Raw genomic sequence first — 15,259 nt, forward strand, 5'->3', positions numbered from 1 at the left:
CAAGGACTGCTTCTAGCCTAGCGTGCCGTCTCGGACCAAAGCAGCGTATCCCTCTGGATGCCGGATGAGTAAAACCGCCGCGTATCGCAATGTTCCATCGAGCAACCTCGCAGTATCTCTATCCATTGGAGATGGGCCGCTCACCGCCAGATGGCTGTGCCAAGTACCAAGGCACCAAAGAGTGCGACCACCGAGCGACTCATATTCACGGATCGAATCGACCGTCCCCTGGACTCCCAACACGAAACGGGACGCCGAGCGTATACTGTCCGGCGCCGCTGGGAGGATGTCAGTAATGACTATCTGTCGAGTAAGTGGTGAAATATTTCCGACGATGAGCCCGCCAGTTTCGACGCCTGGGTATTGATCAACATCGTTAAGTATCTTTTCGTGTGCAGCATCAAGAACGCGTACCGCCCACCCTTCGTCGTCGTAAACGCGCGCAATTTGTGTCGGTCCAACATGGTCGACGGACCACGTGATAGACATGCCATCGGATCCGACGGTTGAAACCGCAGTCACACCTTCATCGGGCAATCCGTCCTGGCCAAACTCGAGAAGCTTCTGACCAACGCCCGCAGCTACCAGGGATACACGAGCATCTGACATCGGAATCGTGACGGAATGACAACCAACTCCTATTTCTAAAACCGACTCCTTCGAATCGGTGGGCTGCTTGAGGGCCCCCACGCCGCGCAATCGCTCATATGCGTGATAGATGAGATCCGTCGTCGAAGGGTTCCTCCCGGGGCCCTCCACGGTCATGAGCGCCGCCGTGCCATGATTCATGAGCGCGCTTTCCATGACTCGCGCCTCGAAAGTTGCTTTGGCGAGAAACTCGCGCACCGAGGGCGACCCAGTTGTATTCACGACTAAGCAGCGGCCACCGCCAAAGAATCCGCGAAATTTCGCGCTCAAGAAGTCCAGCTCTCTGATGTCGTCGCCAAACACCTTCGGTCGCGTCGCCCCGAAGCTAGTAACGATATTCGCGAGTCTCTCTGCCTTTCCCTGCAGCCGCCCCACATCCTCTGGCAAAAGGACATGGCGTGCAACGTTGTGCGCGACGAGCCTCTTCTCGTCAACGAGCAATGCTGCTCCACTACCTGCTCGGGCAACATGCATTAAAAGCTTCGATCCGAGGCTTCCGCAACCAACGAAAGTTAACTGCGATTCACCGACATCGTCTCGTAGCGCCGACGTGCGCTGCAACAGTGCTCCCGATACAGGTGAGATAAACGCAACTGGCGTCACGGGCGTAATGTCCGCCGCCGACAGCTTCGCTCCCAACACGAAAGACATTCGGTATGCCATCACCTCAAACTCGCTCTGCGTGCCGATAACGTGCTTCGGTCGTCGGATCGGAAATGCGAGATACAGGATGATTTCGACTCGCGATTTTGAAGCGTCGACGAGCCGATTGAAGTTGCTTACAAAGTCGTCGAGCGCAACGCGACACCTCCATTCTGTCGCCTGCTCGGCCAACTCTGCAAAGGTTGTGACTTTGTCCGCCTTGTACTGCGCGTTCACCTCTGGCAGCCCATTGGTGTCGGCCTGCGGCCAGCAAAACACCAATGGGACGCGCGCCGAGCAAATGACTCCGTCGTCCTTCAGAGTCGTCGGCAAGTCACGCATGAAGCCTGGATCATTCAACGGGGACACGGCTTGAGGGTCACGCGCCAATGACAGCAACCCATTCTTGCTCCATGTTGCCGTACACATGAACATACGCCAGCCACCAAACGGCGGTCTACCGTTTAACCTGTGTATATCCATTTCCAAAAAATTGAACCCGACGTCACGCCGACTGGGCTCCCAGCCATGCTCGTTTTCAGCAAGCTGATCCAGAGCTGCTTTGTCAAGCCAATCCGACATTTGATCGACCAAGCGAATGATTCCGTCGGAATGCATCACATCCCGCTTGTCACCGAAGGTGATGCATGGCGGTACGCGCTCCCCTTTCTTGTGAAGATAGGTATGCGGTAGCGTGTCGGGAAAATCTTCCCGCAGCGTAATCCGCGGCGCGCTTTCCGGGAAGTTAGGAGTGAACTCGAAGAGCACCTCTTCGCGCGATCGCACGCCGTTCGGACTACCGCCAGCGGCAGCCCATCGGGATGGAAGGTTCACCCGAAAAATTGCACGAGCGGTTGCATCACCATCAGCTGCTTCCTCAATGGTGACCGATTCGACCGCAGGATGCGCTTCGAGCGAACGAATCGCTCCCTGCAGAAGAGCGTTCATCGTAGTTCAGCCCTTTCCGTGCGACAGCGGTTGCGAACCCAAAACAGTTGCCGCACCGGCAGCGGCCTTCGCAGCCGAAGCTTTCCACTTCGGTTTGACGCCGCCCGACATGACTTCAAATGTCATCGGCTCCGGATCTTTCTCGGTCGGATGGACTGCGGTATTCAAGAATGTTCCACTCGCATCCTTCACGATACTTTCGTACTCACGTTTTGCACGAATACACGGCGGGTCATTCTTATCGTCAACGATCTTGTTACTGCTGGCCACGATGTATCCACCGGGCCTCGCCTGCGACAAGGCACTTCGAGCGTTCTCGCAAACCTCCGCCTCCTCACGCTTCTCACTCCAACTGTGATACGAAAGCGTGTGCCACGAGCAATGGTGCGGCGTCGACAACAAGTCGTATTCAAGTGCCTTTTTATCGTTTTTATAGCGAGGCCAAAGCTTCTTGTCCCAGATGTACACTTCTGCATCACCGGCAGAGAGGAACTTCACTGCGTCAGGCACCGCACCGGTGCCAATTGAGTAATTGATGATGACGCTCGATTCGTTTTTCGTCAGTTCCTCGGAATCGTCCTCGCTCTCAGCATTCAACGGCGCAAGAAGCAGCGCGCTGAAATTTTCGTACGATTTCCCTGCGACAGCAGTAATGCGCTCCCCTGCCTTGATTACAATGTCCAGAACATCATCGGTCTTACCGCCCGTATCTTCGCCCATAATCAAGATGCGATCACCGTCGTCAAATGCACCTTCGTCCTTGAACACTGCTACACGGCGCTTTGCCTCCTTGTTCCACGCCTTCGCGTCGTCACTTAAAGTGTGGCGCGTCGAGGCGCGACGGTAAACCAGAGGCGAAGACCACATTTCACGGATGACAATCTTCGACGCCTCCCCCTTTACCGGATAGTCCATCAACGGTCCAAGGTGGAAATGCTCGACCAGCCCGCGGCAATGGTCCTGGTCCGGATGGCTCAGCACCATTACGTCAACATACGGCCGCCCCTCTTCATCTTCCGACAGTTTGTCGCGTAAATCCTTTAACACATCTCGCACCCCGTCTCCGGGCTGCCGGATATTGATGTCGATAAGAATCGTCTGTCCGTTCGACAGCTTGATGAGCGTCATATCCCCGTTGCCTACGGGGAAAAATGTAATCTCAGGCGTTGCCATGAAGTGACCGTCCTTAGGAAGCGTGTGGGGATTTGCGCCTCAAAAGAGGCGGTAATTTTTACCTTATTCGTCTACCTGCTCGAAACGCGACACATCGACTAGATATTGATGTGATATCCAATCTATCACAAGATCTAGTGCAACACTATCGAACCTATAAGCATCTTCGAGTCTTGATTGATGTCAATGACAGGTCTTCAAAGTGTGGCGTTTTTACCGAAAATGCTGTTTTCGGTAAGCCAAACGTTTGCGAAGGCGGCGTTGCGCTCGGCAGCCTCGGATACACTCTTTCACAAGCCATCAGCACCAAAACATCTCGTACGCTCTCACATGATTCACGAGTGCAGGCCGGCATGCGCTGATGAACAAAAGAACGTTTTCGTCGTATTGAACCGGCTTCAACACCGCAATATGAGGACGTAGTTCATGAGTTACAGATGGATCAGGCATGCGGTACACACCGACCAGGTTCCGGGAATTCCGAGCGAAAGCTATCCACTGGCAGTCCTCGGGTATGGGGGGATGTACTCAAAACTAGAGGGAAAGACGCGCAAGGTCGCCGTCTCTTTTCAGCGCCTAGATGTCGATGGAGAGCCGCCGTTTCACAGGGAGGTGTCTTTTGCGCACTTACGCGATCTCCAGGTAGGCTCCGTCTGGCAGAACCGTCGCCATGTCGGCGATCTTCGATACGACAGGTTCCGCGCGGTGGTCGACTTCTCGCCTGATAGGTGGCGCATCTTCTCGCCCGTCCAGGAAGTACAGGCTGGCCGCCCAGCGCCCTTCTACGGTAAATATCGGCCGACGCTCAAAGACGAGCGGAAGGAACGCAGCTGGTTCCTCGAGTTCAGCATTCCCGATGGCCGAACCCTTATCGTTCCGTGCCTGGAATTCTTGCTTCGTTGTTACGGCGCCTCTGCAATTATTCCGCGAGCGCTCACATGTAAATCGTGGGAGGACGCCATCAAGATGTTCCTCACGAGCGCAACTCCTGAAACAAACTCTGAGGGAAGATGGGTCATCCGCCCGACAGACCGAATGGTGAAAGCGGACCGATCCTTTCTAGGCCACATTCTTCACTCGCCTGAAGGTCGTCAAGCCGCAAAGTCGATCGTTGACCAATGCGTACAGGCAAGCCAGGGGGAGAAACTATTTTTCCCGCAGGTGACCCCTTGGTTCTCGACAATTGCCCCCGTCTCCGCCGAAGGCATCTGGATCCAGCCGGGCAAAACCTTTCTCGCCCTCCGAATGAAGTTGACGAAGGACCCGGCCGGCCACCCCATCTCAGAGGTGCGAGCCCTGAAAGATGAGACGAGCCGCCACGAAGACGCGCGAAGCTCAAATGATGCCTACGAGGGAAGTCCGCGGTTCACGTTGTCGCCAGAATCTCGATTGAAATTGCGCAGGCTCGATGACGAGCACAATTTCGGTGGAAGTCCTCCCGAAAAAAGGACGACGTCGACTACCTGGTTCCCGTTAGGTTCGGAACGCGACATCACAACCGTCTATGAACGACAGTCGAGCATTATTGTGCCACCGGCCGCCGTGGACAACCCCAGCGTGCGCCCGACGACTGACGACGCTACTGACAAGCCAGAGATGCACCGCGTGGTGGTAGCGCACGGAACACTGCTCGAAATGTGGAATGCGTTGCGAAGCCTCAAAGACAAATACCCTCGCAACCTGCTTAGCGTTGAGTGGCTCGACGCCAAACGCGGCTTCGTGGGTGATGATCTGCCGGAGCTCATCGCATTACAGCCGTTCGCAGATATGGAAGACGTTGCACCGGCCATCCGGCAATGGGTCTCCAAAGACATCAAAATCGAACCGCCACGTGGGATATTGGTGCTCCGTCTACAGACCATTGTTCCCAAGACTTTCGAAGCGAAAACTATCTACATCCTCGAGATCGAGCGTCGCGTGAAGCCGCGGGGAAGCGGAAAGGAGAAGGTCGAGCAGGAAGCTGAACGCTTTCGGGGTTTGGTTGCAGTACTAGCTCAAACGACCGACTTCGACGACTGGCTTCAAAAAACGTTGTCTCAAATCCGGTACACCGAAGGTAAGGTCGTAGAACTGAAATCGTTGCAGCCCGATCTAGTTGATGTGTTCAAGCATAGCCAGTCTCGGGATGCAAAAGCCACGCCGTACCTCACGTCGGCACTACTCGCACTGACGAAAGCCGGCGTCAATCTGTAAGCGACTGCGCATCGATCGCGTGTGCTTCGTGTGGCCTGTCGTGACGAGCTAATCAATGCGCCGCAGCAACATCGCGCGGTCGGACGGTTGAATACCATCCGCGATGCCGTCATTGTGCAGCATTGCTAGGCATATCGCGACGTCGCGATAAAGGAGCACGGGATGCATCGAACGTCTGGATGCCCGATTACTGCCGCGATCAAGTCCATTTGGGGGCGTGGGCCGGCGTATTGCTTCTGTCGGCCAAGCCTGTAGAAGATCGCCTTGCCGCATTTTGCCCAACATGGTGCAATTGCGCTTTCATCTGACTAATTATCGCGCATGACCATTGAGGTTTACTGCGGCGACCCAGAGGCACCGCCCAACGCGGCCGAGCAGCGCGTACTTGCGAGGATTGTCGACATTCTGCAGCGGCGCGAAGAGTCTGCCATCGTGCTATTCAACGTTCGATGTGAGGAGCGCGAATGCGACATTCTGGTCAGCACATTGGTTACGACGCTCGTCATTGAAGTGAAGCACTACCTGCAGCCCGTGGCGGGCGGCCTGACCGACGCACACTGGACTGCACGACGCACTGGCGAGCGCTGGAAAAATCCTTGCCTTCAGGTGCGTCATACGATGCATGCGCTGAAGGACGCGTTGCGCCGCTATGCCGGTCAGGATCCTGGATATCCGCGTTGCGCGGTTCTGTTCGACGGCGGCATCCCGCCCGGTTCAGAGGTGCCGCGTAGCACGGACCGCATCGCGATCGCTGACGATAGCGATCTCGAGAACTTGCTCGCTTGGCCGCTTATCGAGCGGAATGAAACCCGCCGATGGCCCCTCGCACTCTTACGGGCGTGGGCTCTCGAACGTGGCATGGTCCCGGTCGGCGAGTCGTTGCCGGACTCGCCTGCCCCACGTGACGTTCAACCGGTCGTGATCGAGCTAACGCCATCTTTCCAGCAGGCACCGGCTTCGCTGGTTGTTCAGGCACGACCGGAGCCCCAACCGAGCCGGCGCTTCAAGCTGACAGTTGCGGCCCTGCTGGCGATTAGTGTTATCGGCCCGTGGTGCTGGTCACGCCTACATCCCGCCGCAACCACGCAGACCGCGCAGCGCCCCAGTAAACGTGGAGCGTCGCCGCAGCGCCATTATCGACATTCGGTCGCAGCAGTGAAAGCGCCCACCGCCCCGAGCCCCTCAGCGCCTCCGATTGCCCGGCCGGTTACCACAACCGAATCACCGCCCCCCAGTGTAGGGCCTCTGCCCCCATGCCCGACGGGCATTGACCGGCTTGGATGCGTACCAGATAGCGCAACGCTACGGCAACTCCGTGGTGGTTAAGGCGCGCCGAGATAGCCTGGCCCCACAGCGCGTGGGGCAAATCCGCCGCCTCTACGGTGCCGACATCCGCTCCGTCCGACTACCCCGAGCTTCCAGGGGTTGAGAAAATCGTTGTCTCGCCCGTACGATGCAAGGCGTTACAGTTGAATCAGCAGGTAGCCCATAACCATGGATGCAGCGCAGCTTCAACCCCGTGTCGCGCCGGACGGCCAAAGCATCACTTTCGTGCTGTCGAGCCGCGGTCGGAACATCGATTGCCAAGTGACGCGCGAGGTGTTGGAGCAGCACTTCTGGGTGCCATCCGGCGCCACCGAGACGCGGATTCTACGAGCGTTTGCCGACGGGCGCGGACGCATTGTGGCCGTGGCAGAGCGCAAGATGCTCTCGCACGGTGGTGAACGGGTTGTGCTGACGATGGATGACTTCAGCAACCGCCAATAAGCGGGACGAAACTGGATTGCGCGGACCAGTACCTCCTTCATGGAGAAGATATATAGCAGCCAAGCTGCCTCACTCCAGGCCGTCGTTGCCGGCGCCCTTTCGTTCCACCGCGAAGGGGCCAAGATAGCGCACGTCATTTTCCCGTCGCCCGGGCGGGCCATAACATCAGGCTGCTCCAGGACTCCAGCAAAGTGACGTCGCGGGTGCGAAATAATGCTGCGGTGCGCTACGACGGCCTATAGATATGGGTGGCAATCCGTGGAGGACCAACTTGGCGGGGGGGGGGCGACTACAAGCGAATATTTGCGCCGTCATGCCCACGCAACGCAGCTATACGAGCCAAGCCCCCGCTCATCTGCGTTGCCCATGCCCTCCAAAACAACTCGAGAAGCTCACGCCGGAACCGTCGGCGCACTGATTTCTTTCATGTATGACTGCCGGTTCGGCGCCTCCGACCTGACGGCCGCGACCGTTTCGCTCGCGCTCGAATACGTCTATCAACCCCACCCGCGCTTCTGGCGGGACTTCAACGTGGCATTCCTCGTCCGGGCGCTCACGCTGTGTGTTCCCGATTGGCGCGCCGCCATCAATAGCGCCGGTCATGCCTCAGGAGGCGCGACAAGGCTGCTTGCAGACATCGAGGAATACGTGCGCGTCAACGCGTTCGACGAAGCGAATGCCGAGATGCTGAGGTCGTTGCCGGTCCACACGCGACCGACGGACGGAGCCACTGCGTTCGAGTGGCTTTCCGCTCAACTGGCCAGGAAAGGAATGATGGAGGAACTCGAGCTGGCACGCCGAGACGGCGACGTCTGCGGCGAAGGTGCGCTCGATGTGTTGCACTGCCTTGAGGAAGCGGCAGCTGGTCGACCCATCGAGAGGACCGGGACGCTCGTTGCTCGAGTGTATCGCGACGCAGTGGTGAAGGGGCATGCGGCTCACTGAGTGACCATGACACCGGGCTCAACGCATTCTTCGGGAAGCTCCGCAAGCACAAGGCGCGGCAGTATCAGAAGCTCTCTGTTCATCGAGCGAAGCCGAAGCCGCAACGCCCGGCCCAAGGTGCGCCGCCTCGAGTTGCGCGGCGAGCCAAAACAGCGGCTGGTAAGGCCTGCCGGCCGGCTCGTTCATCAAGACGGGTTCGCTAACCGTACGTTTCGCCGCTTAATGCCGTCGATAAGTAATGAGATCGCGGTCCCAAGCAGTTCGTCTATGTGATCGATATCTAAGCGAAGACTGTCAGCGCGCCACATTAGACTGATAACGCCATTCATCATTGCCCATAGCGCTGTCGCCGCCTGGTCCGGTACAACAGCCGCATGCGCCCATCCCTCCTTGATGCCCCGGTCGATCAACGCAGCCAGCTTGGCGTTCTGCTGTCGAATCAAAGCAGCGATGCGGATTAGGGCTTCCGGTTCGTCAGGTGGCTCAACAAGAATGCGAAATTGATGCGGGCGTTCCTTGGCAAAACTCGCATAGGCGGCCGCAACGCAGCGTAGCTTCTCCTCCACATCGCCATCGGCCGCATACGCCGCATCCATATATTGGCGATTCTCGTCCAGCGCGCGCTCCGCGACGGCAATGAGCAGCGCGGAGCGCCCCCCCACCCGGTTGTAGACCGTCTGCATCGCGACATCCGCACGAGTCGCGACTGCTTCCGGTGTGACGGCGTTCGGGCCGCCCTCCATAAGCAACGCCTCGGCACCTTGCAGGATGGCCAGCCGCGTAGCGGCTGCCCGACGCTGAGTTCTCGACTCCATCTGGGGCTTTCCCGTATTAACTAGATTCCACTCCAAACTTAGAATGGACTCCAACATTGGATGAAAACCCATTCTCTCACACCCTCGAGGGCGCGTATGGCGAGCCGGACAAGCGTGGAGTTTCTAGTCGGCGACCGCGGACAGCGGTGTCGTGGGTGGCTGTACGAGCCCCATGGAGAAGGACCGTTTCCGGTCATCGTGATGGCGCATGGCATCGGCGGAATCAAGGAGATGCGGCTGGATGCCTTTGCGCAACGCTTTTGCGCGAGTGGGTACGCATGCCTCGTATTCGACTATCGCCATTTCGGTGATAGTGACGGCTGGCCTCGGCAATTGCTCGATATCAATAGGCAGCTGGAGGACTGGTCGAGCGCGATCGCTTTCGTTCGTGGAAATTGCAAGTTCCGTCAGGACCAAGTGGTGCTGTGGGGGACCTCGTTTGGAGGCGGCCATGTGATTTTCTCCGCTGCCCGCGACCGCGCTGTCGCCGCCGCGATCGCGCAATGCCCGTTCACCGACGGTGTCGCGTCGCTGTTCGCATTGAACTGGCGTACCGCGGTCAAGGTATCGGGGCTCGCTCTATGGGACGTACTGCGATCCCTCTTCGGCATGTCACCCGTGATGCTGGCAACAGCTGGCCCACCGGGTTCTGCCGCACTGATGACTGCCAGAGACGCATTGGATGGCTATCTCGCCCTAGTGCCCGCCGGCACTCCATTTCGCAATCAAGTCGCAGCGCGCATCGGCCTAAACATCGTTCGGCACAGACCCGGACGCAAAGCGGGAAATATCTCGTGCCCGGTGCTGTTTTGCGTTTGCGAAACCGACTCGGTCGCCCCACCCGGACCGACGAAACGATACGCCAAGCTCGCCCCTCGGGGCGAGGTACGCTCATATCAGGCAGGCCACTTTGACATCTATGTGGGAAAAGACTTCGAGCAGGTTGTCTCCGATCAACTCGAGTTTCTGCGACGCCACATTCCAACGAAGCAAGAGGGTGCACATGTCGAACTATAAATTGACGAACAAAGTGGTGGCCATTACCGGCTCTACCGGTGGCTTGGGGTCTGCCTTGGCGGAGGCCCTGCACGTGCGGGGGGCGCGCCTCGCACTTTTCGATCTCGAGGCTGACAAGCTTGCAGCACAGATTCGCCGCTTCGGCCACCCATCCGTCGCTGTTGGCTGGACCGCCGACGTTCGACGCTTCGATAGCCTCACCGAGGCAATGACCAAGGCCGCAGACCACTTCGGTCAAGTCGATGTCGTTATCGCAAATGCAGGCATCGATACCATGGCTCCAATGGCCACCATCGAACCGGCGGCGTTCGATCGCGTGATCGACGTGAACCTCAATGGCGTGTGGCGAACGTTTCGAGCCGGCCTGCCGCATGTGCAGCAACAGCGAGGGTACCTATTGGCAATTTCGTCGATGGCCGCGTTCGTGCATTCGCCATTGCAGGCGTCGTATACGGCCAGCAAAGCAGGGGTCTGGGCGATGTGCGACAGTATCCGCCTCGAACTCCGCCATTTAGGCGTAGGTGTCGGCAGCGCACATCCGACGTTCTTCCCCACTCCCATGATGGACGATGTCGTCGCCGATCCAGCAGGCCGGGCATTGTGGGGGGGCAATGATCGAGGTCTCTGGAAAATGATCCCGCGCGAGCGCGTCGTGCAAGACATCGTGGCTGGAATCGAGAGACGCGCAGAAATGATTGTCATCCCGAAGGCAAATTCCGTCGTAGCCAGGGCGCCCGGCGTCTTCAAACGCATCATCGAACGTGCCGCCTTTCGGGGTAAGGATATCGAACAAGCAGTCCACCTGGCATCAGCCACAGGCTGGAACGAATCCGCCATACGCTCCGCAAGGAAGTAAAGCACTGCACCGTCACTGCGAAATCGGTCTGCATCGTGACCTACGAAATCAAAAGGTCACCGTGGTCGTCACGACGTTACATGCAACATCGGGCAGCGCCGGGAACGGCGCTGCGGGACTGTACAGAAGGCGGCTCGGCAAGGACTTGACGCAGCATTGTCGGACCACCAGCACGATCGCCTCATCGAGCTCACTTGCAACTGACCAACTAGTTGGTATACTGCGTTCGTACGATCAGTGTCCGAGGAAGTAATCAGATCAATCGAGCTTTGGGGCAATGTCCCTCAATTCAGACTGTTTCACCTCGAGATAATTTTTAGGCATTCAAATTAGGTGCTTCTATGAATCTAAACGGAATTGATGTTTCAGCTCTCAACGCAATCGTGGAAGGCGTCGCGAGCAATCCCGGCTCAGCAACCGCTGCATTTAGGGTCAAGACTGAATGGCAAGGCCAAACCAATACGGTTGCCACCGTGTCCGAGTACACCCTCTTTGACAAGAAATATTCTCGTCATTTCGAGATCGCCGCAGACGAACCGCGCGAGCTCCTCGGCAATAATAGCGCGCCGAATCCGCAAGAGCTTTTGATGGCGGCCCTCAATGCCTGTATGTCGGTCGGCTTCGCGGCGAATGCGGCCGCGATGGGCATCAAGCTAGAAAAACTGGAAATAGAAACGGAAGGTCAATTGGATCTCCGCGGCTTTTTGGGGCTTGATCCGACAATCAAACCGGGATACGAGGAAGTGCGCTATACGGTCCGCATCAAGTCCGACGCGTCGCGCGAGCAAATAGAGCAGTTGCACCAAGTAGTAGTGAATACATCCCCGAATTTTTCAAACTTTGCGACGCCGATTCGAATGATCTCGAGCCTCGTCATTGACAATACTTAAGCGCCCCAACTGATAATGGCGAGGGGATCGTATGTCGCACGATTTACAGCGGGCCGCGTAGGCCGTTAATGAACATCATCTGCCATGTCGAAACCCAAGCTTATTTATGCCACAGATTTTTATTGTGTCTGGTGCTATGCCTTCTCGCCTGTCGTGCAAAAAATAGCCAAGCACTTCGGCGATGACCTAGATATTCAGATCATCGTCGGCGACATGCTGTCAAAACCGACGCCGATAACAGACCTATTCTCCGGCGCCGGCGACCCGATGGAGGTTCATAGTCGGATAACTGCCGTTACCGGCGAGAGCTTTGGCAACGCATATCTCAGCAAAATAAAGATAATGAAAAGAGAGCCGTGGAAGATCGAATCCGCAGTGCCAGCCAAGGCAATGCTGGCGATGCGACGAATCAAGCCCGGGTGGGATTTCATTATCCATGAAAGAATCTTAAGCGCTTACTATCAGCTCGGGAAAAACATAAGCCATATTGAGACCTACGAATTCATTACCGATGGATTGTCGATCGACTTCAAGGACTTTACCGCTGCGCTCGATAGCCCAGAAATTGAGTCTGACTTTCGCTTAGGGCGCGAACATCTTGAAGGAAAATCGATACATGATTTTCCAACATTAGCCGTCGAATTTGAGCATGGTCGCACAATACCACTATCGATAGGATTCAATCTGTTCCTGAAGGTGTCGTCCGGTCTGAGAGACTTATTGAGAGTAAGTGGTCGACCAGCCAATGTAACGAGTACGTCGCACTGTTTGGATGGCCCGAAAAGCCGAGCTTGAACCTCGGTTTAGCGTGTGGCTAGTCGCGACAAGCACCGCTCGCGTATGCGCAACACCGGATTCGTCAATATGTAATCGCCCTCCGCGATTGCGCTCGAACCGATGACAGCGAGAAGATTGCATTCCATGCAGCCGACGTTGCCAGAACCGTATTGCGCGCAGTAGACGCAGCGCGCTTGATAAATCCGTGGCGAGCAAATTGTGCTGGCGTCTTCGCCGAGAACTCTATGTACGAGTCAAATGCGTCGATTTGATGCCCAGCTCGACTCTCTACTGCGCGCGGCCGGTCGACACAAGAGCCATGCTACCTCCGGATGCCCGCATCCCCGCCTGCCTCATCGGCCCGGTGACGGCTATGGTCGCCAACAACGCACCGGCGCCGCCCCGTATCCGGAAACGATGCGAACGCGGTCAGCGACGCGACCGCGAAGATGCGGACCTCAGGTCGATATCGAGGAAATAAAAATCGCGCCGACTTGAGCAGGCCCCGGGACAGAGCCGACCCCTCGCCCCACAATCATGGCCCCTTCGAGAATGCTCAGGCACGCCTCAGCAAGTGCGTTCGCATTTTGCGAGTCAATAATCTTGCCCTCCGCCTGGCCCCGCTCGATGACTTCCGCTAACCAACTGAGATTGACAGAAAAAAACCGATTGACTTCCACAGCCACCGAGTCAGGAAGGGACGCCATTTCCGCGCCGAGCATCCCGCATAGGCATAGCTTTTGGTCCTGTCGATAAGTTCGCTCAAAAAGCTCGGTGTACGCGAGAAGTCGATCAACTGGACTTTGATAGCGCCCCTCGATTGCCAGCAGTTCCTCACGAAAACGATGCGTGTAACGCTGAGCTACGACTACTACCAGCTCCTCTTTCCTGGGAAAGTGATGGTGTATCCCAGGTTTTTTGATGCCGACCAGTCGTGCAACATCGTCATATGAAAAACCCGTATATCCGAACCGTTGGACAAGATCTTCCGCCGCATCGACCACTCGCTCGGCGGGCTCCGATATCTCCGAGAAGTGCTTGAATTTGACGCCGTGTTCCTTGCTAGGCCTCGAACCCATCTGGTTCGATTCGCTTCGTGCGCTCATAGGATGAAATCACACCAAATACACATGATGAACATCCTAACATAATCTGACAGCTACCATCCGATTGGTCGGCGACCACGGGATGCGTTGACGGCTGCCCTCTTCATGTCCGTGGGCACAGATGGGGAACCTCGTTCCGTTCATCTCCGGCAATATCTGAGCTCAATGACGCGTCACGGGTTCGCACGATCCCCTACTGCGACGCCCTATCCCCGTCATGCGCACAAATGCGAATGAATTCTGACGGATCTCCCCAAGGGCCAACGACGCTCAAGGGCAGCCCTGCGGTCTCGAGTCATAAGCGCTTCTGCAGCCAGGGAGATCGCGCAGGCCCAGTGCGTCGAAACTTCATCCTGCCGAATTACAGTTTAGCTTTTCGTTATGCGGGCCTTCCAGCCAGGCTCATCTGGGAAGGCCCGCATTGGGGCATTAGTGACCGGTGGGGCGAATCGACAACGCGTTAGTCACTGCGGTTGCGCCAGGTACCGTCTGCGCAATCTGCGTTGCCTTATCAACTTGCTGTTGCTCCGGTACCGAGCCTTGCAATATCACTGCACCGTTCTTCGCACGCACCGTAATGTGCGAGACACTGACGTCCTTCGATTTCGAAAGCGCACGGCGCACCTGTCTCGCGAGAAGACGATCCGCGTTCTTTGCCGCCTTGATCTCTTGCTTATTGCTGGGTTGTGCCGGCACGTCAACATCGCTCGACTGTGCCTGAGCATTGATCGCCGCAAAAACGACCAGGGCACCAGCAACCAACTTGGTTACTTGAACTGCTTTCATTCACTTTCTCCAGTGGGCGGAAGCTACGACTGCGCCGCACAAAATGGGCGCCATCAGTCGTCCCGCAAATCACGTTGGTTATGACCTCACGCAGTCACCGAGCTAACGAAATGGCCCCAGCGCGAGAAATCGACGTCAATCAGCTTACTGATGCAATGAGAGAGATACGGCCGCCTTGGCGCATATTTGACGGTCTGCCTGGCGGCATCGGCTTACGTATTGGGCAGTTGTGCGTGCGCCTCGAGGACACGAGCCGAGTAAGTTAGTGCCGCGCCCGCATTCAACGCAATCGCCACGCCCAGTGCCTCGGAAATTTCCGCCAGCGAGGCACCCGCCTCGACGGCCTTCTTCGTGTGCACGGAAATGCAGCCGTCGCAGCGCGTGGTGACGGCCACCGCCAGAGCAATCAGCTCGTGCATTTTCGGCTCGAGATGGCCGGTCTTGGCCGCGGCGTTGTCGATCGTCATCAGGCCGCGAATTACGTCGGGGCTTTGCTTGGCGTAGTCGCCCACGCGCTCAAGCAGGTCATCACGGTAAGCGTTCCAGTCTTGCATCATGGCTGTTACTCCTGTTCAGTGTTGATACCAGGCACCGACACGGCACCGGGCGATGAAGTGTTGTGCGACCGGATAGATGCACACACTGGGGGCAAGCACAACGCACTCCCCCTCATGCATCAGTTACGGCCGGCCATCA

At 57.1% G+C, this 15,259-nt stretch carries 14 protein-coding genes; 8 read left to right on the plus strand and 6 right to left on the minus strand.

Annotated features, from left to right (window positions below; genetic code table 11):
• Positions 1-12: 12 nt before the first annotated feature.
• Positions 13-2,238 (minus strand): Mov34/MPN/PAD-1 family protein, encoded by a 2,226-nt coding sequence (locus C7H84_RS06455; RefSeq protein ID WP_121858013.1) that lies wholly within the window; start codon positions 2,236-2,238, stop codon positions 13-15.
• Positions 2,239-2,244: 6 nt separating this feature from the next.
• Positions 2,245-3,366 carry a metallohydrolase gene (locus C7H84_RS06460; RefSeq protein ID WP_240461983.1) on the minus strand — a complete coding sequence of 374 codons (1,122 nt, stop codon included), beginning with the start codon at positions 3,364-3,366 and terminating at the stop codon, positions 2,245-2,247.
• 471 nt (positions 3,367-3,837) lie between these two features.
• Here C7H84_RS06460 and C7H84_RS06465 point away from each other — a divergent pair, with 471 nt between their 5' ends.
• The 4 genes from C7H84_RS06465 (at position 3,838) to C7H84_RS06480 (ending at position 8,316) form a co-directional block, all read left to right on the plus strand.
• Positions 3,838-5,604 carry a hypothetical protein gene (locus C7H84_RS06465; protein WP_162999221.1) on the plus strand — a complete coding sequence of 589 codons (1,767 nt, stop codon included), beginning with the start codon at positions 3,838-3,840 and terminating at the stop codon, positions 5,602-5,604.
• A gap of 321 nt (positions 5,605-5,925) precedes the next feature.
• Positions 5,926-6,930 (plus strand): nuclease-related domain-containing protein, encoded by a 1,005-nt coding sequence (locus C7H84_RS06470; protein WP_121858016.1) that lies wholly within the window; start codon positions 5,926-5,928, stop codon positions 6,928-6,930.
• Positions 6,931-7,098: 168 nt separating this feature from the next.
• Entirely contained in the window at positions 7,099-7,371 is a 273-nt protein-coding gene (locus tag C7H84_RS06475; RefSeq protein WP_121858017.1) for a DUF1488 family protein, read from the plus strand.
• 366 nt (positions 7,372-7,737) lie between these two features.
• Positions 7,738-8,316, plus strand: coding sequence for a hypothetical protein (locus C7H84_RS06480; protein ID WP_121858018.1), 579 nt, complete (start codon positions 7,738-7,740; stop codon positions 8,314-8,316).
• A 185-nt stretch (positions 8,317-8,501) separates the two neighbouring features.
• Here the strand turns inward: C7H84_RS06480 and C7H84_RS06485 are convergent, their stop codons facing one another.
• Positions 8,502-9,131, minus strand: coding sequence for a WHG domain-containing protein (locus C7H84_RS06485; RefSeq protein ID WP_121858035.1), 630 nt, complete (start codon positions 9,129-9,131; stop codon positions 8,502-8,504).
• A gap of 96 nt (positions 9,132-9,227) precedes the next feature.
• Between C7H84_RS06485 and C7H84_RS06490 the strand changes: the two genes are divergently transcribed.
• The 4 genes from C7H84_RS06490 (at position 9,228) to C7H84_RS06505 (ending at position 12,689) form a co-directional block, all read left to right on the plus strand.
• The gene (locus C7H84_RS06490) at positions 9,228-10,148 is read left to right on the plus strand and encodes an alpha/beta hydrolase (protein ID WP_121858019.1); all 921 of its coding nucleotides are present in this window, start codon (positions 9,228-9,230) and stop codon (positions 10,146-10,148) included.
• Positions 10,135-11,004, plus strand: coding sequence for an SDR family NAD(P)-dependent oxidoreductase (locus C7H84_RS06495; RefSeq protein WP_121858020.1), 870 nt, complete (start codon positions 10,135-10,137; stop codon positions 11,002-11,004). Before C7H84_RS06490 ends, C7H84_RS06495 begins: the two co-directional genes overlap by 14 nt.
• A gap of 341 nt (positions 11,005-11,345) precedes the next feature.
• Positions 11,346-11,894 carry an OsmC family protein gene (locus C7H84_RS06500; protein ID WP_121858021.1) on the plus strand — a complete coding sequence of 183 codons (549 nt, stop codon included), beginning with the start codon at positions 11,346-11,348 and terminating at the stop codon, positions 11,892-11,894.
• A gap of 84 nt (positions 11,895-11,978) precedes the next feature.
• Positions 11,979-12,689 carry a hypothetical protein gene (locus C7H84_RS06505; protein WP_121858022.1) on the plus strand — a complete coding sequence of 237 codons (711 nt, stop codon included), beginning with the start codon at positions 11,979-11,981 and terminating at the stop codon, positions 12,687-12,689.
• A gap of 440 nt (positions 12,690-13,129) precedes the next feature.
• Here the strand turns inward: C7H84_RS06505 and C7H84_RS06510 are convergent, their stop codons facing one another.
• The 3 genes from C7H84_RS06510 to C7H84_RS06520 all read right to left on the minus strand — a co-directional run bounded on the left by C7H84_RS06510 (position 13,130) and on the right by C7H84_RS06520 (position 15,120).
• Positions 13,130-13,777, minus strand: coding sequence for a TetR/AcrR family transcriptional regulator (locus C7H84_RS06510; protein ID WP_240461985.1), 648 nt, complete (start codon positions 13,775-13,777; stop codon positions 13,130-13,132).
• 429 nt (positions 13,778-14,206) lie between these two features.
• Entirely contained in the window at positions 14,207-14,563 is a 357-nt protein-coding gene (locus tag C7H84_RS06515; RefSeq protein ID WP_121858024.1) for a BON domain-containing protein, read from the minus strand.
• Positions 14,564-14,775: 212 nt separating this feature from the next.
• Positions 14,776-15,120 carry a carboxymuconolactone decarboxylase family protein gene (locus C7H84_RS06520; RefSeq protein WP_121858025.1) on the minus strand — a complete coding sequence of 115 codons (345 nt, stop codon included), beginning with the start codon at positions 15,118-15,120 and terminating at the stop codon, positions 14,776-14,778.
• Between the last annotated feature and the right edge of the window lie 139 nt (positions 15,121-15,259).

Origin of the sequence: Burkholderia sp. Nafp2/4-1b (assembly GCF_003635165.1) — a bacterium.
Taxonomy (GTDB): Bacteria; Pseudomonadota; Gammaproteobacteria; order Burkholderiales; family Burkholderiaceae; genus Burkholderia.